Source organism: Nocardioides sp. cx-173 (assembly GCF_021117365.1).
Classification (GTDB): Bacteria; Actinomycetota; Actinomycetes; order Propionibacteriales; family Nocardioidaceae; genus Nocardioides.
Window position 1 is genome coordinate 2,110,156 of the sequence record NZ_CP088262.1, and the last position, 19,692, is coordinate 2,129,847.

18 protein-coding genes are annotated in these 19,692 nt (G+C 72.9%); 10 read left to right on the plus strand and 8 right to left on the minus strand.

Going from position 1 to position 19,692, the window contains the following annotated elements:
- Nucleotides 1–74: 74 nt before the first annotated feature.
- The 3 genes from LQ940_RS10230 to LQ940_RS10240 all read right to left on the minus strand — a co-directional run bounded on the left by LQ940_RS10230 (nucleotide 75) and on the right by LQ940_RS10240 (nucleotide 3,386).
- The gene (locus LQ940_RS10230; RefSeq protein WP_231244498.1) at nucleotides 75–710 is read right to left on the minus strand and encodes a hypothetical protein; all 636 of its coding nucleotides are present in this window, start codon (nucleotides 708–710) and stop codon (nucleotides 75–77) included.
- Nucleotides 707–2,251, minus strand: a complete 1,545-nt coding sequence (locus tag LQ940_RS10235; RefSeq protein WP_231244499.1) for a sulfatase-like hydrolase/transferase — start codon at nucleotides 2,249–2,251, stop codon at nucleotides 707–709. Before LQ940_RS10235 ends, LQ940_RS10230 begins: the two co-directional genes overlap by 4 nt.
- Nucleotides 2,252–2,399: 148 nt before the next feature.
- On the minus strand, nucleotides 2,400–3,386 hold the full coding sequence (locus LQ940_RS10240; protein ID WP_231244500.1) for a hypothetical protein: 987 nt from the start codon (nucleotides 3,384–3,386) through the stop codon (nucleotides 2,400–2,402).
- 57 nt (nucleotides 3,387–3,443) lie between these two features.
- On the opposite strand from LQ940_RS10240, the gene LQ940_RS10245 reads away from it, so the two are divergent.
- Nucleotides 3,444–3,866: a hypothetical protein gene (locus tag LQ940_RS10245; RefSeq protein WP_231244501.1), complete on the plus strand. Its 423-nt coding sequence runs from the start codon at nucleotides 3,444–3,446 to the stop codon at nucleotides 3,864–3,866.
- Between the two features lie 19 nt (nucleotides 3,867–3,885).
- Here LQ940_RS10245 and LQ940_RS10250 read toward each other — a convergent pair whose 3' ends face one another.
- Genes LQ940_RS10250 through LQ940_RS10260 form a run of 3 tightly spaced genes read right to left on the minus strand, consistent with a single transcriptional unit; the run spans nucleotide 3,886 to nucleotide 7,504 of the window.
- Entirely contained in the window at nucleotides 3,886–6,003 is a 2,118-nt protein-coding gene (locus LQ940_RS10250) for a xanthine dehydrogenase family protein molybdopterin-binding subunit (RefSeq protein ID WP_231244502.1), read from the minus strand.
- Complete coding sequence (locus LQ940_RS10255) at nucleotides 6,000–6,998, minus strand: FAD binding domain-containing protein (protein ID WP_231244503.1); 999 nt, start codon at nucleotides 6,996–6,998, stop codon at nucleotides 6,000–6,002. The genes LQ940_RS10250 and LQ940_RS10255 overlap by 4 nt, the downstream gene beginning before the upstream one ends.
- Nucleotides 6,995–7,504, minus strand: a complete 510-nt coding sequence (locus tag LQ940_RS10260; protein ID WP_231244504.1) for a 2Fe-2S iron-sulfur cluster-binding protein — start codon at nucleotides 7,502–7,504, stop codon at nucleotides 6,995–6,997. The genes LQ940_RS10255 and LQ940_RS10260 overlap by 4 nt, the downstream gene beginning before the upstream one ends.
- Before the next feature lie 127 nt (nucleotides 7,505–7,631).
- Here LQ940_RS10260 and LQ940_RS10265 point away from each other — a divergent pair, with 127 nt between their 5' ends.
- Both LQ940_RS10265 and LQ940_RS10270 read left to right on the plus strand, forming a co-directional pair.
- Nucleotides 7,632–8,294: a LysE family translocator gene (locus tag LQ940_RS10265; protein WP_231244505.1), complete on the plus strand. Its 663-nt coding sequence runs from the start codon at nucleotides 7,632–7,634 to the stop codon at nucleotides 8,292–8,294.
- Nucleotides 8,295–8,335: 41 nt separating this feature from the next.
- A complete protein-coding gene (locus LQ940_RS10270; RefSeq protein WP_231244506.1) occupies nucleotides 8,336–9,091 on the plus strand; it encodes a spermidine synthase in 756 nt (251 codons plus the stop codon).
- 152 nt (nucleotides 9,092–9,243) lie between these two features.
- Here LQ940_RS10270 and LQ940_RS10275 read toward each other — a convergent pair whose 3' ends face one another.
- Nucleotides 9,244–9,561 (minus strand): sigma factor, encoded by a 318-nt coding sequence (locus tag LQ940_RS10275; protein WP_231244507.1) that lies wholly within the window; start codon nucleotides 9,559–9,561, stop codon nucleotides 9,244–9,246.
- A gap of 129 nt (nucleotides 9,562–9,690) precedes the next feature.
- On the opposite strand from LQ940_RS10275, the gene LQ940_RS10280 reads away from it, so the two are divergent.
- On the plus strand, nucleotides 9,691–10,581 hold the full coding sequence (locus LQ940_RS10280; protein WP_231244508.1) for a B12-binding domain-containing protein: 891 nt from the start codon (nucleotides 9,691–9,693) through the stop codon (nucleotides 10,579–10,581).
- 104 nt (nucleotides 10,582–10,685) lie between these two features.
- Here the strand turns inward: LQ940_RS10280 and LQ940_RS10285 are convergent, their stop codons facing one another.
- The gene (locus tag LQ940_RS10285) at nucleotides 10,686–11,132 is read right to left on the minus strand and encodes an Hsp20/alpha crystallin family protein (protein ID WP_231244509.1); all 447 of its coding nucleotides are present in this window, start codon (nucleotides 11,130–11,132) and stop codon (nucleotides 10,686–10,688) included.
- A gap of 119 nt (nucleotides 11,133–11,251) precedes the next feature.
- Between LQ940_RS10285 and LQ940_RS10290 the strand changes: the two genes are divergently transcribed.
- The 6 genes from LQ940_RS10290 to LQ940_RS10315 all read left to right on the plus strand — a co-directional run bounded on the left by LQ940_RS10290 (nucleotide 11,252) and on the right by LQ940_RS10315 (nucleotide 19,682).
- On the plus strand, nucleotides 11,252–11,530 hold the full coding sequence (locus LQ940_RS10290; protein ID WP_231244510.1) for a MerR family transcriptional regulator: 279 nt from the start codon (nucleotides 11,252–11,254) through the stop codon (nucleotides 11,528–11,530).
- A 94-nt stretch (nucleotides 11,531–11,624) separates the two neighbouring features.
- A complete protein-coding gene (gene glgX, locus LQ940_RS10295) occupies nucleotides 11,625–13,799 on the plus strand; it encodes a glycogen debranching protein GlgX (RefSeq protein ID WP_231244511.1) in 2,175 nt (724 codons plus the stop codon).
- A 6-nt stretch (nucleotides 13,800–13,805) separates the two neighbouring features.
- Nucleotides 13,806–16,127 (plus strand): malto-oligosyltrehalose synthase, encoded by a 2,322-nt coding sequence (gene treY / locus LQ940_RS10300; RefSeq protein ID WP_231244512.1) that lies wholly within the window; start codon nucleotides 13,806–13,808, stop codon nucleotides 16,125–16,127.
- On the plus strand, nucleotides 16,127–17,869 hold the full coding sequence (treZ, locus tag LQ940_RS10305) for a malto-oligosyltrehalose trehalohydrolase (RefSeq protein ID WP_231244513.1): 1,743 nt from the start codon (nucleotides 16,127–16,129) through the stop codon (nucleotides 17,867–17,869). The genes treY and treZ overlap by 1 nt, the downstream gene beginning before the upstream one ends.
- Nucleotides 17,866–18,354 carry a DinB family protein gene (locus LQ940_RS10310; protein ID WP_231244514.1) on the plus strand — a complete coding sequence of 163 codons (489 nt, stop codon included), beginning with the start codon at nucleotides 17,866–17,868 and terminating at the stop codon, nucleotides 18,352–18,354. Before treZ ends, LQ940_RS10310 begins: the two co-directional genes overlap by 4 nt.
- 83 nt (nucleotides 18,355–18,437) lie before the next feature.
- A complete protein-coding gene (locus tag LQ940_RS10315; RefSeq protein WP_231244515.1) occupies nucleotides 18,438–19,682 on the plus strand; it encodes a CoA transferase in 1,245 nt (414 codons plus the stop codon).
- The last annotated feature ends 10 nt before the right edge of the window (nucleotides 19,683–19,692 follow it).

The following is a 19,692-nucleotide window of genomic DNA, read 5'->3' on the forward strand; positions in this document are numbered from 1 at the left end:
CCGAGCCCGGTCGACCGCCACGGTCGGCCGGGCTCGAGTGCGTTCTGGCGTGGGCTGGGGCGTGGGCCGGCCCTTCAGCCGGAGGCGGCGACTCGCTCGGCCAGCCGGAGCGCCGCGTAGCGCACCAGGTCTGCCTCGGCCGGGTCGGCGACCAGCCGCTCCGGCACCTGCCCGCCCAGGAGCCCGGCCGGCTGGGTCAGCCAGGCCCAGGAACGCCACGGGTCCATGCCCGCCGCGAGCAGTGGCTCGAGCACCGGCGCCAGGTCGGGCCGCGGCTCGCCGTCCGCCGTGAGCTGGAACGCCGGGATCACGGTGCCCGTCTCGGTCGCGAGTAGCAGCAGCCGGTGCTCGGCGTGGGCCTTGTGGACGGCGAAGCGGGTCGCGTTGACCGAGGCGCCGCGCAGCGCGGCCAGCGTCTCGTAGGTGAACCACTCACCGGCCAGCAGCTCCTCGCGCACCCGCGCGTGGCGCGCGAGGAGGAGCAGCGCCACGGGGACGGCGTGCTCGGGCTCGGAGCCCTGCTGGTGCAGCAGCCGGTCGAGCTGGTCGAGCTGGTCGGCGTTGAGCGGCTCACCCGTGCCCGGGTCGGTCCAGCGGGCGTGGCCGCGCTCGTCGCGGACGTACGTCGGCAGACCGGCCTCCGCGAGGTGGTCGGCCAGGCCGAGGCGGTCCAGCCAGTCGGCGAGGCGCTCGCCCCGCTCCGCGGTCACGACGCCCTCACCGGGTCGTCCGTCGGCCGAGGGTCCGGCCCGAAGACGCGGTTGCACGCCCGTCCGACACAGTCCACGAGCGCCGCGGTGCGCCGCTGCAGCTCCGCCACGACACCGGCGTAGGCGGGGTCATCCACCACGTTGGTGAGCTCGTAGGGGTCGCGCTCGCGGTCGAAGAGGAACTCCGGCCAGTTGCCGGTGGTGCCCCCGGGGTCGTAGCCGTAGAGATAGCGCCGGGTCTGGACGCCGCGGGACTCCCAGAACGGCTCCGGGCCCGCATCCTGGTTGTTGCCGGTCTGCACCAGCGTCGTGTCGCGCCAGCCGCGCGGGCGGCGCTGCGGGTGCCGCAGCTGCGGCAGCAGCGAGACCCCGTCCAGCCGGTGCCGGGCCTTGACGGCCGCGATCTCGAGGAACGTCGCCGGGAGGTCGACGAGCGAGGTGATCGCGGTGCTGGCGCCGCGGGCGACGCCGGGACCCCTGACCACCAGTGGCACGTCGAGCATCTCGCGCATCAGGTAGTTCTTGGTGCGGTAGCCGTGCTCACCCAGGGCGTGACCGTTGTCGGAGGTGAAGACGACGTAGGTGTTGGCGAGCTCACCGGTGCGGCGCAGGGTCCGGACCAGCGAGGCCACGGCGTCGTCGACAGAGGCGAGGGATCGCGCTCGGGCCAGGTGGAGCTCGCGCATCTCCTCGCGGGTCAGGGTCTTGCCGCCGGGCCACGGCACCAGGAAGGACGGCTTGCGGAAGAACGCCGGGTCAGCCGCGTCGTCGTAGCGGTGTGCGTAGCGCGGCTCGGCCGGCGGCGGGAGCTGCTCGTAGCGGCCGTTGTCGCGCTCCTTCATCTGCACGTGGGGCGCGGTGTGGTTGCTGACGAGGAAGAAGGGCGAGCCCTTCCCGGCCACGTCGGTGACCAGGTCGTTGGTGCGTTGCTCGATCTGGGTGGTCACGTAGCCACGCTCGACCTTCTCACCGAAGAAGCGGGCGCGCCGGTAGGCCGAGACCCGGTCGACCTGCGCGCTCCAGACGTCCCAGCCCGGCTCTCGCGGGTCCCGGTGGCTGTAGTCGTTGAGGAACTTGCCGACGAACGCGGTGCGGTAGCCGGACCGCTGCAGCCAGGGGGCATAGGTCTGGCCCGGCTCGAGCGCCTCGTAGCCACCCCGGTCACCGCTGTTGTGCAGGACCCCGTTGGTCTGCGCGTAGGAGCCGGTGGCCAGTGAGGCTCGGGCCGGGCAGCACAAGGGATGCGGACTGATGTTGTGCGGGAAGCGCACGCCGTGGCGGGCCAGCAGGGCGCGGGTCTTGGGCAGGTAGGCCAGCTCGTCGGTGCGCATGTCGTCGACGAGCACCATGACGATGTTGGGACGGTCGTCGGCCGGCCTCGGCGGCGGGACGACGTTCTGGCCGGCGTCCTGCGTCGACTCGGGGGGTGCCGGCTGGGCCGGCGGCTCGGCCGGGTCGGACCCGAGGTCGCACGCGCCCAGCAGGCCGGCCGCGAGCACCAGGGTGAGGAGCGAGCGCGAGGTCGCGGATCGCAGGGACACGGGGGAGGCCTCTCGTGGGTCGGAGCCCGCGGTCTCTCACGCGGTGGCGCGCGGGCGGACCGCGACCGACATCGTACGGCGCGGGCCCAGCCGGTCCCGGCGCCACTCCCGTCACCAGGACGCGCTCGAGGGCGCCGGGTCGTCGCCGTCAGCGCATGCCCGGGAGCTCGAAGGTGCGGAGCAGCTCGAGGACGCCCCTGACCAGGCCCTCTGTCGGCGACGCGGTCACCACCATGACCCTGCCCCTCGCCTCGATCTGCTCCACGTCGAGATGCTCGGAGACCTCCGGGGCGGCGTAGGACTCGCGCAGGGACGCGAGGCCAGCGGCGGCAGCGTCGCTGTCGCCGGCGTCGTAGACGACGAGCACACCTGGTCCGTCCGCGTCGACCGTCCAACCCAGGGCGAGCGCGGAGGGGTCGTCGCCCCCTATGTGCACGAGGTAGGCCGAGAGGACCTCCTCCTCGTCGAGCGCGGCCGCGAGGGAGGTGAGGGACTCGTCGTCGGCGAGGGTCGGCCCCTCGTCCGCCAGCCAGTCGGCCAGGTCGTCGCGATCGCGCGAGAGGGCCGCCTGGCTGCCCTCCACGGCAGCGAACACCGCGTTGTCGTCGTCGGGGTCGGAGACGGTCGACAGCATTCCGTCGCCCACGTCCTCGAGGCCGTCGGCCGGCTCGACCGGATCGGCGTACGCCGTCCAGGTGAACTCCCCGGGGGCCGCGTAGACGGAGGCCAGCGCGTCGGCCTCCAGCCAGGAGAACCCGAAGCGGTCGAGCTCGTCCTTCCAGTGCAGGCCGTGGCTGAGGTTGCCCGGCACCAGCATGGCCCTCGCGTCGTCGTCGGCGCCGGTCATCTCGATCCCGTAGTCGCCGACCGCGTCCAGATCGGAGAGGTCGGGTATCTCCAGGTCGTTGGCCGCTCGGATCGCGGCGACGTCCGCGACCGTGACCATCACGCCGTCGTCACCGATGGCGGGAAGTCGCCCCAGCGCCGAGGCGACCGAGAAGGCCGAGGAGGCCGAGGAGCCGCCGCGGGGCCCGTCCGGCTTGCTGGGTCCTTCGTCATCGCTGCAGCCGGCGGTCGTCGTGGCCACCGCCACCGCCGCCGCCAGGGTCAGTGCGTAGGTACGTCGTCGTCGCATGCCGCCACCCTTCCCCCGGCCGACGGCGCTCAACCCCGTCCCGGATGATGGTGCTCCATGAGGTTCACCGAGCACGAGATGACGGTGGGGGTCGACGCGGTGGCGCGCCGGCTGTTCATTGCGACCCGGCCGCCGTGGCGCCGCGGCGACGCCGCCGCGGCCTACGAGGCCTTGGGCAGGGCCGAGACCTACCCGCGCAAGGTGGCGGCCGGGGAGATCGTGCTGCCGGTGCTGACCGCCCTGCCCGAGCGTCCGACCGTGGGCGCCCGACCGGAGTTCAGCGCAGCGGAGTACGAGGCGGCGGCGGAGGCCGGCAGCCGGCAGCTCCTCGAGCACCGGCGCCCGGAGGCATGGGACGCCATGTCGCCCCGCAAGCGCCGGCGCCTGGTCGCCGCGGCCGCCGAGCTCACCCGGGTCGCGGTCGCCGCGATGCCGGTGCGCCAGGATCCCGACGCGCTGGTCGTGCCGGACCACCTCTGACGGTGGTCGCGAGGGCGGGTCACTCCACGAAGCGGTCGGGGGTGATCGGGATCGAGCGGACCCGCACCCCCGTCGCGTGGTAGGTCGCGTTGGCGACCGCGGCGGGGGAGCCGACGATGCCGATCTCCCCGATGCCGCGCGAGCCCATCGGGTTGACGTGCAGGTCCTCCTCGTCGAGCCAGACGGCCTCGATGCCGCGGACGTCGGCGTGGGCGGCGACGTGGTACGTCGCGAGGTCCTGGGTGACGACGTGGCCGAAGCGCGGGTCGCGGTGGGACTCCTCGAACAGCGCCGCCGAGAGCCCCATCGTCAGCCCGCCGAGGAGCTGGGAGCGGGCCGTGACCGGGTTGAGGACGCGACCGACGGAGTAGACGCCCAGCAGCCGGGGCACCCGCACCTCGCCGGTGTAGCGGTGCACCCGGGCCTCGGCGAAGACCGCGCCGAACGCGTGGGTGGCGTACTGCTCCATGCCGGGGCTCTCGGCGGCGGACGCCGTCGTGTGGACCCCGGCGTCGGGGCCGTCCCCGTGGTCGTGGCGGAACTGCTGCGCGGCGGCGACGATCGCGGAGCCCCAGGAGCTGGTGCCCGAGGAGCCGCCGGCGACGGTCGCCATCGGCAGGTCGGTGTCGGCGATCTGCAGGTCCACGTCGTCGACCGCGACGCCCAGGGCGTCGGCGGCGATCTGGGCCAGCACCGTGCGGGCGCCGGTGCCGATGTCGACCGAGCCGATGGCGACGGCGTAGCGGCCGCCGCCGAGAGCGCGCACCCGCGCCTGGCTGCCGGCCATGGTCATCGTGGGGTACGTCGCGCTGGCCACGCCGGTGCCGACCCACCACTCGCCGTCGACGGTGGCGCGCGGCTCGGACGGCCGGTCGGCCCAGCCGAACAGCTCGGCGCCGCGCTCGAGGCACTCGACCAGGCGTCGTCCCGAGAACGGCTTGCCCGTCTCGGGGTCGACGTCGGGCTCGTTGCGCACACGCAGCTCGACCGGGTCGATCCCGCATGCGGTCGCCAGCTCGTCCATCGCGACCTCGTGGGCGTAGACGCCGGGCATCTCGCCGGGCGCCCGCATCCACGAGGGGACCGCGACGTCGAGCTCGACCAGCCGGTGTCGCGTCCGCCGGTGGGGGGCGGCGTAGAGCATCCGGGTCGGGGTCGCGGTCTGCTCGGCGTACTCCTTGAGGGCGGAGGTCTGCTCGCGCACCTGGTGCTCGATGGCGAGCAGGGTCCCGTCGGCGCGGGCGCCGAGCCGGAAGCGGGAGACCGTCGCCGTGCGGTAGCCGGTCAGCGCGAACATCTGCTGGCGGGTGACGGCCAGCCGGACCGCGCGACCGGGCACCGTGCGCGCGGCGAGCGCGGCGGCCATCTCGGGGGCGTGGGGCAGCCCCTTGCTGCCGAACCCGCCCCCGACGTACGGCGCGAGCACCCGGAGCCGCTCCTTCGGCAGCCCGAGCATCGGGGCCAGCGTCGCCGCGACCGGGTGCACGCCCTGGGTGGAGTCGACGAGGGTGAGCCGCGGGCCGTCCTCGTCCTCGGTCCAGGTGGCCGTCACGGCGTGCGGCTCCATGGGGTTGTTGTGCTCGTAGGCGGTCCGGTAGGTCTCGTCGACCACCACGTCGGCCTCGGCGAGGCCGGCCTCCACGTCGCCGTCGTCGGTGTCGGTCGGCTGGTCGGGGTTGACGCTCTCGGGCGCGTAGGCCGGGGAGTCGTCGCGCATCTCCGCGCGGTGGGGCTCCGTCCCGTAGTGGACGCGCACCAGAGCGGCGCCCTCGCGGGCGGCCTCGACGGTCTCGGCCAGGACGGCGGCGACGATCTGGCCGCGGTAGGCCACGGCCGGGTCCTGCAGCACCACGAGCTCGGGGTCGGTCGCCTCCGGGTCGTCGGTGACCAGGCGCGGCGCGTTGGTGTGGTCGAGCACCGCGACGACCCCCGGGTGCGCCAGCGCGGCGTCGTGGTCGAGCCCGGTGACCCGGCCCTTGGCGACCGTCGACTGCACCAGCCAGAGGCAGAGCGGGTCCTGCGCCGCGTGCTCGACGGCGTACGCCGCGAGCCCGGTGACCTTGGCGCGTCCGTCGGCGCGGACGCGGGCCGAGCCCATGGCGCGGGCGGGGACGGGGTCGGGCAGCAGCTCGGTCATCGCGCCTCCCGGACCAGCCGGGTGAGCACCAGCGCGGAGGCGTTGCGGACCATCGGCACCTTGAAGGCGGTGCCGGGGGAGGTGGACGCTGCGGCGAGCTCCTCCTCGCACGCGGCGCGCACGGCGTCCTCGCTGAACGGGCGACCGCGCAGTGCGTCCTCGGCGCGCGTGGCGCGCCACGGCCGGTGGGCGACCCCGCCCCACGCGAGCCGGACGTCGGTCACGGTGTCGTCGTCGAGCTGGAGCGCGCCGGCCACCGAGACCAGCGCGAACGCGTACGACGCCCGGTCGCGGGCCTTGTAGTACGTCGAGCGGCGGGGCAGCCGACCGGCGGTCAGCTCGACCGCGGTGACCAGTTCGCCGTGCGCCAGGGTGGTGTCCTGCTCGGGCCGGTCCCCGGGGAGCCGGTGCAGGTCGCCCATCGCGACCCGGCGCTCGCCGTCGGGACCGAGCACAACGACCGTGGCGTCGAGCGCGACGAGCGCCACCGCCAGGTCTGAGGGGTGGGTCGTGACGCAGGCCTCGCTCGCGCCCAGGATCGCGTTGTAGCGGGGGTAGCCCTCCAGCGCGGAGCAGCCGGTGCCGGGCTCCCGCTTGTTGCAGGGGGTGGTCACATCCTGGAAGTACACGCAGCGAGTGCGCTGAAGGAGGTTGCCGGCGGTCGTGGCCTGGTGACGGATCTGGGCCGACGCCCCGGAGAGCAGCGCGCGGGAGACGGCGGGGAAGAGGCTGCGCACGAGCGGATGCGCCGCCAGGTCGCTGTTGCGCACGTTGGCGCCGATGCGCAGGCCGGGTCCGTCGGGCGTCTCGGTCTCGGTGACCGCGTCCATCGGGAGGCGGCGCACGTCGACGAGCAGCTCCGGTGCGGTGACGCCGAGCTTGAGGTGGTCGACCAGGTTGGTGCCGCCGCCCACGAAGCGCGCCGCCGGGTTGCCGGCGACCGCCTCCACCGCCGACGCGGCGTCGTCGGGACGCAGGTAGGCCAGCTCCCTCATGCCCGGCCCGCCGACTCGCGGACCGCGGCGAGGATCCCGGCGTACGCGCCGCACCGGCACAGGTTGCCACTCATGCGCTCGCGGATCTCGTCGTCAGTGAGGTCCGCCTCCGCCTCGAGGTCCTCGGTGACGTGGCTCGGGTGGCCCTGCTTCGCCTCGTCGAGCATGCCCACCGCGGAGCAGACCTGGCCCGGGGTGCAGTAGCCGCACTGGAGGCCGTCGTGGTCCAGGAACGCCTGCTGCACCGGGTGCAGCTCCTCACCTTCGGAGAGCCCGGCGGCGGTGGTGACCTCGGCGCCGTCGTGGGCGACCGCGAGCGCCAGGCACGTCAGGTGGCGCCGGCCGTCGAGCAGGACGGTGCACGAGCCGCACTGGCCGTGGTCGCAGCCCTTCTTGGGCGAGGTCACCCCCAGCCGCTCGCGCAGGAGGTCGAGCACTGTCGTGCGGGTGTCGACGGTCGTGTGGTGCTCGGTGCCGTCGACGGTGATCGTGATGTCGGACTGCATGTCCCCCGGTGACCGGGCGGCCGTGGCTCAAACGGGTCCAGCCGATGCGGGACTGCGGCGCTCGGGAGATCGCTTGGGGGATCGCCTGGGGGATCGCTTGGGGGATGACTTGGGGGATACTGCGGCCATGGAACTGGCCGCCCCGACCCCCAGCCAGTGGCTTGCGTTCGCGGTCGCCAGCATCCTGTTCATCCAGGTTCCGGGGCCGAGCCTGCTGTTCACGATCGGCCGGGCGCTCACCGTCGGGCGGCGCGACGCGCTGCTCTCTGTGGTGGGCAACGCCGCCGGGATCGTCGCGCAGGTCGTCGCGGTCGCGTGGGGACTCGGGGCGGTGGTCGCGGCGAGCGCCACGGCCTACACGGCCATCAAGCTCGCGGGCGCCGGGTACGTCGTGTGGCTGGGCGTACAGGCCATCCGTCACCGCGCCGACGCGCGGACGGCGCTCGGCGCCGTGGACGAGGAGGCGCGGGCGCTCGCGCGGGGGCAGTCGGCTCGGCGCTCGCTGCGCATCGGCTTCCTGGTCGGGCTGACCAACCCCAAGACCGTGGTCTTCTTCGTGGCCTTCCTGCCGCACTTCGTCAACGACGCAGCCGGTCACACGCGCCTGCAGCTGCTGATGCTCGGGGCGGTGTTCGGCGCACTGTGCGTCGCCTCCGACAGCCTGTGGGCGCTGGCGGCGGGGAAGGCGCGCGACTGGTTCGGGCGGCGCCCGGAGCGGCTCGACGCCCTCGGCGTGGCCGGCGGCACGATGATGGTCGGGCTCGGCGTCAGCATGGCCGCCGTCGAGTAGTGCCGGACTGGCCCCTGAGAGGCCCGTGAGAGGGTCGCCGCGTGTGGGAGCTGCTGCCGACCGAGCGGGTGCGGGCCTTCGTGCTGCGCCACGACGGTCGCGACCAGTCGCACGTCGACCTGGACGACCCGACGTACCTCGCCTTCGACTACGTGCGGCGCATGGGTGACGTCGTGGATGTGCTGGCCGGTCCGGGGGTGCCCGTGCGGGTCGTGCACGTCGGCGGCGCCGGGATGACGCTGCCGCGCTACGTCGCCGCCACGCGTCCTACCTCCGCGCAGGTGGTGCTGGAGCCCGACACCGAGGTCACCGAGCTGGTGCGGGCCCGGCTGCCGCTGCCACGACGCAGCGGGATCAAGGTGCGCCCGGTGGACGGTCGCGCCGGGGTGGCGGCGCTGCCGGAGGGGCGCGCCGACCTCGTCGTCCTGGACGCCTACGCCGACGGGCGGGTGCCCGACGACCTGGTGACGCTCGAGCAGGCGGCGGCGATCGCGCGCGCCCTGGCACCGGCCGGCCACTACCTGCTCAACCTCAGCGACCGGGCGCCATTCGCGCACACGCGCCGGGTGGTGGCCGGCGTGCGGGCGCACTTCCCCCACCTGGCCCTGGGCGCCGAGCCCGCGACCCTGCGGGGGCGACGCGAGGGCAACCTGATGCTGTGGGCCGGCCGGGTCGCACTGCCGGTGGCCGCGCTGCGCCGGCGGGCCTCGGCGTCGCCGGCGCCGTACCGGGTCCTGGACGGCCGGCTGGTCTCGGACTCCTTCGGCGGCGGCGCGCCGTTCCGCCAGCCGGGCTGAGGGAATCTCGTCATCGCCCTGGCATGGGGTGCATACGCGGGGGTACCGAAAGGCCTCGCGACTCAGCATCAGGTCGGGTGAGCATCACTCCGCACCGCGGGTCGAGGGCCACCGTCTCCGCCCATCCACCGGGCGGAGACGGTGTGCTGTGCTCAGGACGCCACGAGCGCGGGGCGCGGGCCGACGGCCGCCTCGGCGATGCCGAGCAGCCAGGCCAGCGGGTCCTGCCGACCGGGGCGGAAGGCCGGAGCGCTGCGCCAGACGTCCTGGAACACCTCGACCAGCACGTCCTCGGTCGCCTCGGTGGCGATCCGGCGACGCAGGCTCGCGGCGACAAGGGCGTAGGTCAGGTCGAAGAGCGTGCCGAGCGCCTGGGTCTCACCGCGGGCGCACCGCAGCACCAGGCCGGTGAGCAGTCCCTCGCACGCCGGGGCGGTGGGGGAGGCGGGGGGCGCCACGGGCGGGGTCATGGCTCCACCCTGCCGTCGGACTGCGGGCCGGTGAAGGTCCGAACTTATGCAAAGTCTGAGGGTGGTTGCACAATCTCTCTGCGGGAGGTCGGATAGATACGGGTCAACGTGGCCCGGGACGGGACGTGGATGAGCGCCGACGACGACGCGCGCGTGGGGGACGGCCTGCCGATCCAGGAGGCGAGCCGCCTGCTCGGCGTGCCCGCGCCGACTCTGCGCTCGTGGGAGCGGCGGCACGGGATCCCGACGACGCCGCGCAGCCCCGGTGGGCACCGCCGCTACTCGGCGGCGGCGCTCGAGGAGGTCCGCCTCATGCGCGACGAGGTCGCGCGCGGGCTCAAGGCGTCGGCGGCCGCCCGCGCCGTGCGCGCGCTGCTCGACCGCGACGACCCGGCCCAGGTGTGGGTCGAGCGGATGCTGGCCGCCTCCGCGGCGCTGGACCCGACCGCCGTACGCGCGGTCCTGGACGAGGCCTTCGCCGAGCTGGGTCTGCCGGCCGCGCTGGACTCGGTGCTGATGCCGGGCATGCGGCGGGTCGGCAACCTGTGGGAGAGCGGTCGCTGCGACGTCGGACAGGAGCACCTGACGACCGAGGCCGTGCGCGGCTGGCTCGCCCGGATCACCACGCTGGCGCCCGCGCCGACGGTGTCCGGGACCGCCCTGCTGGCGTGCGGTCCCCGGGACCTGCACACGCTCGGCCTGGAGGCGCTGGCTGCGCTACTGGCCCACCGCGGGATCGGCTGCCGGGTCCTGGGCGCGCGGACGCCCCAGCGGACCCTGGTCACCGCGCTGGCCGCGACCGAGGCCGCCGCCATCGTGGTCGTCTCCCATCTCCCCACGCACCGGCGCCAGGCGGTCGAGAGCCTGGCGGCGGTCGCCGGGAAGGGCGTGCCGCTCTTCTACGCCGGCAACGGCTTCGCCTCGGTCGATGCTCGGGTCGGGGTGCCCGGCACCTGGCTCGGCGAGAGCCTCGCCGAGGCGGCCGACCTGGTCGCGGCCGCGGTCCTGCCGCCGGCCTGAATACGGCCGGATCCGCGGGATACGGCGAAGCGCGGCCCCCTCGGGCTGCGTAAGTCGAGGGGCCGCGCTCGGGTGCGGCCGGGGTCAGCCGGGCTCAGCCGGGCTCAGGCCTGGATGGCCCTCTGCTCGCCGCCTGACTCGACGGCGTCGTCGGAGCGGCCGGTCAGCTGGATCTTGCGCGGCTTGGCCTTCTCGGCCACCGGGACCAGCAGGCGCAGGACGCCGGCGTCGTAAGACGCCTCGATCCGGTCGAGGTCGAGGTTGTCGCCCAGCACCAGCTGGCGGCTGAAGACGCCGCGCGGACGCTCGGAGGCGAGGGCCTCCCAGTCGCCGTTGCGGGCGACGCGTTCGGCGCGGACAGTGAGGACGTTGCGCTCGACGTCGAGGTCGATGGTGTCCTCGGTGACGCCGGGCAGGTCGAACTCGATGACGAAGCGGTCGCCCTCGCGCCAGGCGTCCATCGGCATGACGGCCGGACGGTTGGTCGTGCCCAGGATCTGCTGGGCCAGACGGTCGAAGTCGCGGAACGGGTCGGTGGTGCGCAGCAGCATCGCTGTCCTCCTTGGATTCTGGGGGTCGTGCGTGACGACCTATACTGGCTGTTACAGGTTTTATATAGAACGAAGCACACCTGGAAATCAACCCCCTGACGAGCGAGGAGGTGGACGACATGACCGACCCGAGCCGGGGCGTCTTCGCGATCTCCGTCGCCGCCGACCTGGCGTCGATGCAGATCCAGAACCTGCGCGTCTACGAGCGTCGCGGACTGGTCAGCCCGGCCCGCACACCGGGCGGCTCACGGCTCTACAGCCGCGACGATGTCAAGCGGCTGCGCCGCATCGGCGCGCTCCTCGAGGAGGGCCTCAACCTGGCCGGCATCGCCCGCGTGCTGGTCCTCGAGGACGAGATCGGCGAGCTGCGCGAACGTGACGCGCGACGCGCGGGGTAGGAGGGGGTAGGAACCGCCGACCCGGGTACTGGGGCGCGTTGGACCGATCCAATAGGTTCAGCCCGACGTATTGACCCCACCCTCCGGAGGCACCGTGCTCGAGTCCTGGCCAGGTCAGGCCTACCCCCTGGGAGCGACGTACGACGGCTCCGGGACCAACTTTGCCCTGTTCAGCGAGGTCGCCGACCGGGTCGAGCTGTGCCTGTTCGACGAGGACGGCAACGAGCAGCGCGTCGAGGTCCGCGAGGTGGACGCCTACGTGTGGCACTGCTACCTCCCGCACATCCAGCCGGGCCAGCGCTACGGCTACCGCGTCCACGGCCCATGGGACCCCGAGCAGGGCCTGCGCTGCAACCCCGCCAAGCTGCTGCTGGACCCCTACGCTAAGGCGACGACGCGCGAGATCGACTGGGACCAGAGCCTCTTCGGCTACAACTTCGGCGACCCCGACTCGCGCAACGACGACGACTCGGCCGCGCACATGACCCTGGGCGTGGTGATCAACCCCTTCTTCGACTGGGAGGGCGACCGGCGGCTCAACTACCCCTACAACGAGAGCGTCATCTACGAGGCGCACGTCAAGGGCATGACCCAGCTGCACCCGGACCTGCCCGAGGACATCCGCGGCACCTACGCCGGCCTGGCGCACCCCGCCATCACCGAGCACCTCCAGCACCTCGGCGTGACGGCGATCGAGTTGATGCCGGTGCACCAGTTCATTCAGGACAGCACCCTGCTCGAGAAGGGGCTGCGCAACTACTGGGGCTACAACACCCTCGGCTTCTTCGCCCCGCACGCCGAGTACGCCGGCACCGGCCAGGTCGGGCAGCAGGTGCAGGAGTTCAAGGCGATGGTCAAGGCCATGCACGCCGCGGGCATCGAGGTCATCCTCGACGTGGTCTACAACCACACGGCCGAGGGCAACCACATGGGTCCGACGTTGAGCTTCAAGGGCATCGACAACCCGGCGTACTACCGGCTGATGGAGGACGAGCCGAAGTACTACATGGACTACACCGGCACCGGCAACAGCCTCAACGTGCGCCACCCGCACTCGCTGCAGCTGATCATGGACTCCCTGCGCTACTGGGTGACCGAGATGCACGTCGACGGCTTCCGCTTCGACCTCGCCTCCGCCCTGGCGCGCGAGTTCTACGACGTCGACCGGCTCGCCACCTTCTTCGAGCTCGTCCAGCAGGATCCCGTCGTGAGCCAGGTCAAGCTGATCGCCGAGCCCTGGGACGTCGGCCCGGGCGGCTACCAGGTCGGCGGCTTCCCGCCGCAGTGGACCGAGTGGAACGGCGCCTACCGCGACGTCGTGCGCGACTTCTGGCGCGGCGAGCCGTCCCTGGGCGAGTTCGCCTCGCGGCTGGCCGGCTCGGCCGACCTCTACGAGCACTCCGGGCGCCGCCCGGTCGCGAGCATCAACTTCGTCACCGCGCACGACGGCTTCACGCTGGCCGACCTGGTCTCCTACAACGAGAAGCACAACGAGGCCAACGGCGAGGACAACAACGACGGGGAGAACCACAACCGCTCCTGGAACCACGGCGTGGAGGGGCCGACCGACGACCCCGAGATCCTCGGCTTCCGGGCGCGGGAGCAGCGCAACCTGCTGGCCACGCTGCTGCTCAGCCAGGGGGTGCCGATGCTGCTGCACGGCGACGAGATGGGGCGCACCCAACAGGGCAACAACAACACCTACGCCCAGGACTCCGAGATCGCGTGGATGCACTGGGAAGACGCGGACCGCCCGCTGGTGGAGTTCACCGCGGCGCTGATCCGGCTCCGGCGCGACCACCCGACGTTCCGCCGCAAGCGGTTCTTCACCGGCAACACGGTGCGCACCGAGATCCCCGGTGGCGACGGCGACCGGCTCAACGACATCGTCTGGCTGCACCTCGACGGGCGCCCGATGGTGGACGGCGACTGGGAGGGCGGCAACCAGGCGATCGGCATGTACCTCAACGGCCACGGCATCGCCGGCAAGGACGAGCGCGGCGGCGAGATCACCGACGACCACTTCCTGCTGTACTTCAACGCCGACGGTCCCGCCCAGGTGACGCTGCCGCCGGAGGAGTACGCCGCCGCCTGGGACGTGGTGATCGACACCGCCGGCGGCGTCGACGACTCCGAGCCGTGCCCCGCGGGCGCGACGCTGTCCATGGAGCATCGCAGCCTGATCGTGCTGCGCGAGCACCTCGAGCCTGAGGACGAGCCCGACCACTCCGTTGCCGCGTCGCTGGCGGCGCAGGCCGAGCGGGGCTGAGCCGTGGTGAGCCGTACCCCGCAGAGCACCTACCGGCTGCAGATCACCGCCGACTTCGACCTGTTCGAGGCCGCGCGGCGCCTGCCGTACCTGCACGCGCTCGGCGCCGACTGGGTCTACCTGTCGCCGATCCTGGTCGCCGAGCCGGGCAGCACGCACGGCTACGACGTCGTGTCCCACGCGACGGTCGACCCCGCGCGCGGCGGTCCTGAAGGGCTCGCCGCGCTGTCCGCGGAGGCGCGCCGGCTGGGGCTCGGCGTCCTCGTCGACATCGTGCCCAACCACATGGGCGTCGCCACCCCGGCCGTGAACGCCTGGTGGTGGGACCTGCTGAAGCACGGGCGCTCGTCGGCCTACGCCGACTACTTCGACGTCGACTGGGACTTCGGCGGCGGGCGGCTGCGGATCCCCGTCGTCGGCGACGGCGACGAGGGCTCGATCCGGGTCGAGGACGGGGAGGTGCGCTACCACGAGCACCGCTTCCCGCTGGCTCCCGGCACCAGCACCCACGACGAGCAGCACTACGAGCTCGTGTCGTGGCGCGCGGCCGACTCCGAGCTCAACTACCGCCGCTTCTTCGCGGTCAACACGCTGGCCGCGATCCGCGTCGAGGACCGGGAGGTCTTCGACGCCAGCCACGTCGAGATCCGGCGGTGGTTCGACGAAGGGCTCGTCGACGGCCTGCGCGTCGACCACCCCGACGGGCTGCGCGACCCCGGCGGCTACCTCGAGGACCTCGCGACGCTCACCGGCGGGGCCTACGTGCTGGTCGAGAAGATCCTCGCCCTTCGAGACGCCTCGTCCCTCGGCTCCTCAGGAACCGCCCGGGGCGAGGACCTGCCGCGCTTCTGGGCCACGGCCGGCACCACCGGCTACGACGCCCTGGGACTGGTCGACCGGCTGCTCACCGACCCCGCCGGCCAGGCGCCGCTCGACGCACTGGAGACGCGCCTACGCGGTGCCGAGGTCGACTGGCACGCGATGATCCGCGGCACCAAGCGGATGATCGCCGACGGCATCCTGCACTCCGAGGTACGCCGGATCGTGCGCGAGCTGCCCGCCGAGATCCGGGAGGCGCAGGACGTCACCGACCTCGAGGACGCGGTCGCCGAGCTGCTCGCCTGCTTCCCGGTCTACCGGTCCTACCTGCCCGAGGAGCGATCGGCCCTCGACGACGCGTTCGAGGCCGCGCGCCGCTCGCGGCCGGACCTGACCGGCGTACTCGAGGTGCTGGAGCCGGTGTTGGGCGACGCAGAGGCCGACGCGGCGCTGCGCTTCCAGCAGACCAGCGGCATGGTGATGGCCAAGGGGGTCGAGGACACGGCGTTCTACCGCTACTCGCGGCTGACGTCGCTCAACGAGGTCGGCGGCGAGCCCAGCGAGTTCTCGCTGAGCCTGGAGGAGTGGCACGCCCGGGCGGCCGAGCGGCAGGAGTCCTGGCCGACCGCGATGACCGCGCTGTCCACGCACGACACCAAGCGCGGCGAGGACGTCCGGGCCCGGATCACGGTGCTCTCGGAGATCCCCTCGGAGTGGGACGCGGCGCTGACGCGACTGCTCGAGCTCGCACCGGCGCCCGACCCCGGGTTCGCCTCGCTGCTGTGGCAGGCCGTGCTCGGCTCGTGGCCGGCGTCGCGCGAGCGGCTGCACGGCTACGCCGAGAAGGCGATGCGTGAGGCGGGCGACCGCACCACCTGGACCGCCCCGGACGCCGACTACGAGGCGGCCGTGCACGGGCTGGTCGACGCGGCGTTCGACGACGCGGAGGTGCGTCGGGTCCTGGACGGGCTGCTGGAGCGCGTCGTCGGGCCGGGCTGGGTCAACTCGCTCTCGGCCAAGCTGCTGGCGATCGCCATGCCGGGCGTGCCCGACGTCTACCAGGGCAGCGAGCTGTGGGAGCAGAGCCTGGTCGACCCCGACAACCGCAGGTTCGTCGACCTCGACGCCCGCGAGGAGCTGCTGGCCGGTCTTGACGAGTGGGCGCCCGCTGCGTCCGTCGCGCTCGACGACCTGGGGGTCGACAAGCTGCTCGTGACGACGAGGGCGCTGAGGTTGCGCCGCGAGCGCCCCGAGCTGTTCACGTCGTACACGCCCGTGGCGGCCTCGGGCGAGGCCACCGACCACGTGGTCGCGTTCGACCGCGGGGGAGCGGTGGCCGTCGCCACGCGGCTGCCCGTCGGTCTGGCCGCACGCGGCGGCTGGGGCGACACGACGCTGGCGTTGTCGCAGGGCCGGTGGCGCGACGTCATCTCGGACCGGATCGTCTCGGGCGACGTCGCCGACGTGCTCGACACGCTGCCGGTCGCACTGCTGGTCAAGGAGGACTGATGGCTCGAGGACGCTTCGACGTGTGGGCGCCGCGCCCCTCGCGGGTGCGGCTGTCCGTGGCCGACCGGGTGGTCGACATGGCCCGGGGCGACGACGGCTGGTGGACGCCGGCCGGGCCGGTGCCCGACGGCGAGGTGGACTACGGCTACCTGCTCGACGACGACGAGTCGGTCCGGCCCGACCCGCGCTCGCTGCGCCAGCCGGCCGGGGTCCACGAGCGGTCGCGGACCTACGACCCGTCGTCGTACGCCTGGGGCGACGGCGCCTGGACCGGACGCCAGCTCGCCGGCGCGGTGATCTACGAGCTGCACATCGGCACCTTCACTCCCGAAGGCACCTTCGACGCGGCCCTGACCCGGCTCGACCACCTGCGCAGCATCGGCGTCGACTTCGTCGAGGTGATGCCGGTCAACGCGGTCAACGGCACCCACAACTGGGGCTACGACGGGGTGCTGTGGTCGGCGGTCACCGAGGAGTACGGCGGCCCGGAGGCCTACCAGCGCTTCGTGGACGGCTGCCACGCCGCCGGGCTCGGCGTCATCCAGGACGTCGTCTACAACCACCTCGGGCCGTCGGGCAACTACCTGCCCCTCTACGGGCCGTACCTCAAGTCCGGTGCCAACACCTGGGGCGACCTCGTCAACCTCGACGAGGAGGGCTGCGAAGAGGTCCGGCGGCTGATCCTGGACAACGTGCGGCTGTGGCTGTGCGACTACCACGTCGACGGGCTGCGCCTGGACGCCGTGCACGCGCTGTCCGACAGCTCGCCGACGCACCTGCTGGAGGAGATGGCGATCGAGGTGGCGGCGTACTCCGCCCACCAGCGGCGCCCGCTGACCCTCATCGCCGAGTCGGACCTCAACGACCCGAAGCTGATCACCCCCCGCGAGGCGGGCGGCTACGGGCTCGACGCGCAGTGGAGCGACGACTTCCACCACGCCGTCCACGTGGCGCTGACCCGCGAGACCGACGGCTACTACGCCGACTTCGAGCCGGTCGGTGCCCTGGCGAAGGTCTTCGAGCGCGGCTTCTTCCACGACGGCACCTACTCGTCCTTCCGCGGGCGCGAGCACGGCGTGCCGATCGACACCGCGGCCATGCCCACGTGGCGGCTCGTCGTCTGCAGCCAGAACCACGACCAGATCGGCAACCGCGCCGTTGGCGACCGCATCACCGAGCACCTCGACGACGACCAGCTCGCCTGTGCCGCCCTCCTCACGCTGGCCGGGCCGTTCACGCCGATGCTGTTCCAGGGCGAGGAGTGGGCGGCGCCCGAGCCGTTCCAGTTCTTCACCTCCCACCCCGAGCCCGAGCTGGGCAAGGCCACGGCGGAGGGGCGGATCGCGGAGTTCGAGCGGATGGGCTGGGACCCGGCCGTCGTACCCGACCCCCAGGACCCGGAGACCTTCCGCCGCTCCAAGCTCGACTGGTCGCAGCTCGAGCACGGCCGGCACGCACGGATCCTCGACGTCTACCGCCGCCTGGCCTCGCTCCGTCGGGCCCTTCCTGAGCTGACCGACCCGTCGTTCATGCGGACGGCCTGCCGCGCCGACGAGGACGCCCGCACGTTCGTCATGGAGCGCGGAGCCGTCACCGTCGCCGTCAACCTCTCCGAGGAGCCGCGCGTCCTGGACGTGCGCGACGGCGAGGTCCTCTTCATGACCGAGTCCGGCGCCGACCTCGCCGACGGGCGGCTGACCCTGCCGGGTCACGCGGGGGCGTTGGTACGTTCGCCCGCATGACCTCGTCGGCGCCACTGAAGGACCAGCTCGAGGAGTTCCTCGACCAGCACCGCCAGGGCATGTACGACAGCCTCGACGGGCTCACCGAGGAGGAGGCGCGCCGGTCGCTGGTGCCGTCGCTGACGACCCTGCTCGGGCTGGTCAAGCACGCCACCTTCGTAGAGCGGGTGTGGTTCGACGAGGCCGTGAGTGGACGCTCTCGGGCCGAGATAGGCATTCCCACGACCGTCGAGGAGTCCTTCGCGCTTGAGCCGCAGGACACCGTCGAGTCGGTCCGCGCGGCGTACACCCAGGCCTGCGCAGACTCGCGGGCGGCCGCGGCGCCCCTGGACGTCGACGGCGTCGTCACCGGCAACCGCCGCGGCCCGCTGCCGCTGCGCTGGGTCTACCTCCACATGCTGCGCGAGATCGCCCAGCACTGCGGCCACGCCGACATCCTGCGCGAGCAGGTGCTGGCCTCGCGTTCGGCTGACTCCGGCTCCTGAGACCGGGTGTCTCATGCGCCGGATGCCCTCAATGAGAGGGTCCGGTCGTGAAGCTAACTCCCAGATGCTGGTGGGACGGTCCGTTGGACGTCGAGAACCTCGCCGCGGACGCGGTGGAAGACGTCGCGCGTGCTGTCGCCGAGCTCTCAGCCGCACGAGGTCGTCCGGTCGACGTGAGCACGAGCCCTGAGCTCATCGCCGGTTCGTTCGCCGCGGTCGACCACCTGCGCGTCGCGGGGCGGACTCCCGCAGGATGGGCACCCTTCTCCGGTTTTGTGCAGGCCGACGACGGATGGGTGAGGCTGCACGGGAACTACCCCCACCACAGCGACGCGGTCACCAGTGCGCTCGGAGTCCTTGACCGCGCCCAGCTCGAGGAGGTCGTTCGTACTATGCCGGCGGACGACGTTGCCGCAGCGATCACGGCAGCCGGCGGTCTTGCCGTCGTGGTGCTCAGCGAACAGCAATGGCGCGCGCACGAGCATGGCCGGGCCACCGCTGCTGATGCCTGGACCGAGGTCGACGTGGGCGCGCCGCGCCCGCTCGTGGCAACGGGCAGCGAGCCACTCACCGGGATCCGGGTCCTCGACCTGACCAGGGTCATCGCCGGCCCGAGCTGCACCCAAGCGCTCGCCTGCCTGGGCGCCGACGTACTGCGCATCGACCCCCCTGCACGCCCCGAGCTGCTGGAGCAGTTTCTCTCCAACGGGATGGGCAAGCGCTCGATCGAGGTCGACCTCACCACGGACCTGGACGTCGTCCGATCCGAGCTCCTCCCGCAAGCCGACGTCGTGGTGCTTGGGTATCGACCGGGGGCGCTGGCCCGATTCGGCCTGGATCCAGCGACGTTGCAGCACGACCGCCCAGATCTCGTCATCGGTTCGCTCTCCGCGTGGGGGGAGCATGGCCCATGGGGCACGCGTGCCGGTTTTGACTCGATCGTGCAGGCCGCCACGGGCATCGCCGACCTCTACGCGGACGGCGCCGGTCGCCCCGGCGCCCTACCGGTGCAAGCCTTGGACCACGCGACCGGCTACCGACTGGCCGCCGCCCTTCTCGACCTCCTGAGGGCTGGGCACGGCGGGGTGGTTCGTGCGAGCTTGCTCGGCGCGGCACGCACGCTCCTGGAGCAACCACGCAGCACTGCCCCTGCGGGGGCCGCGCCCTTGCCGGCACCCCCGACCCACATGGTGCCTTCGCCGTATGGGCCGCTGACGGTGACACCATTGCCCTTCACGGTGAACCACGAGCACGTGGTGAAGGCCGTTGCTGGCTATGGCGAGGCCGCGCCGCGCTTCGATAGTGCCCTCGATCCACACGATCTGTGAGGTAGCGACC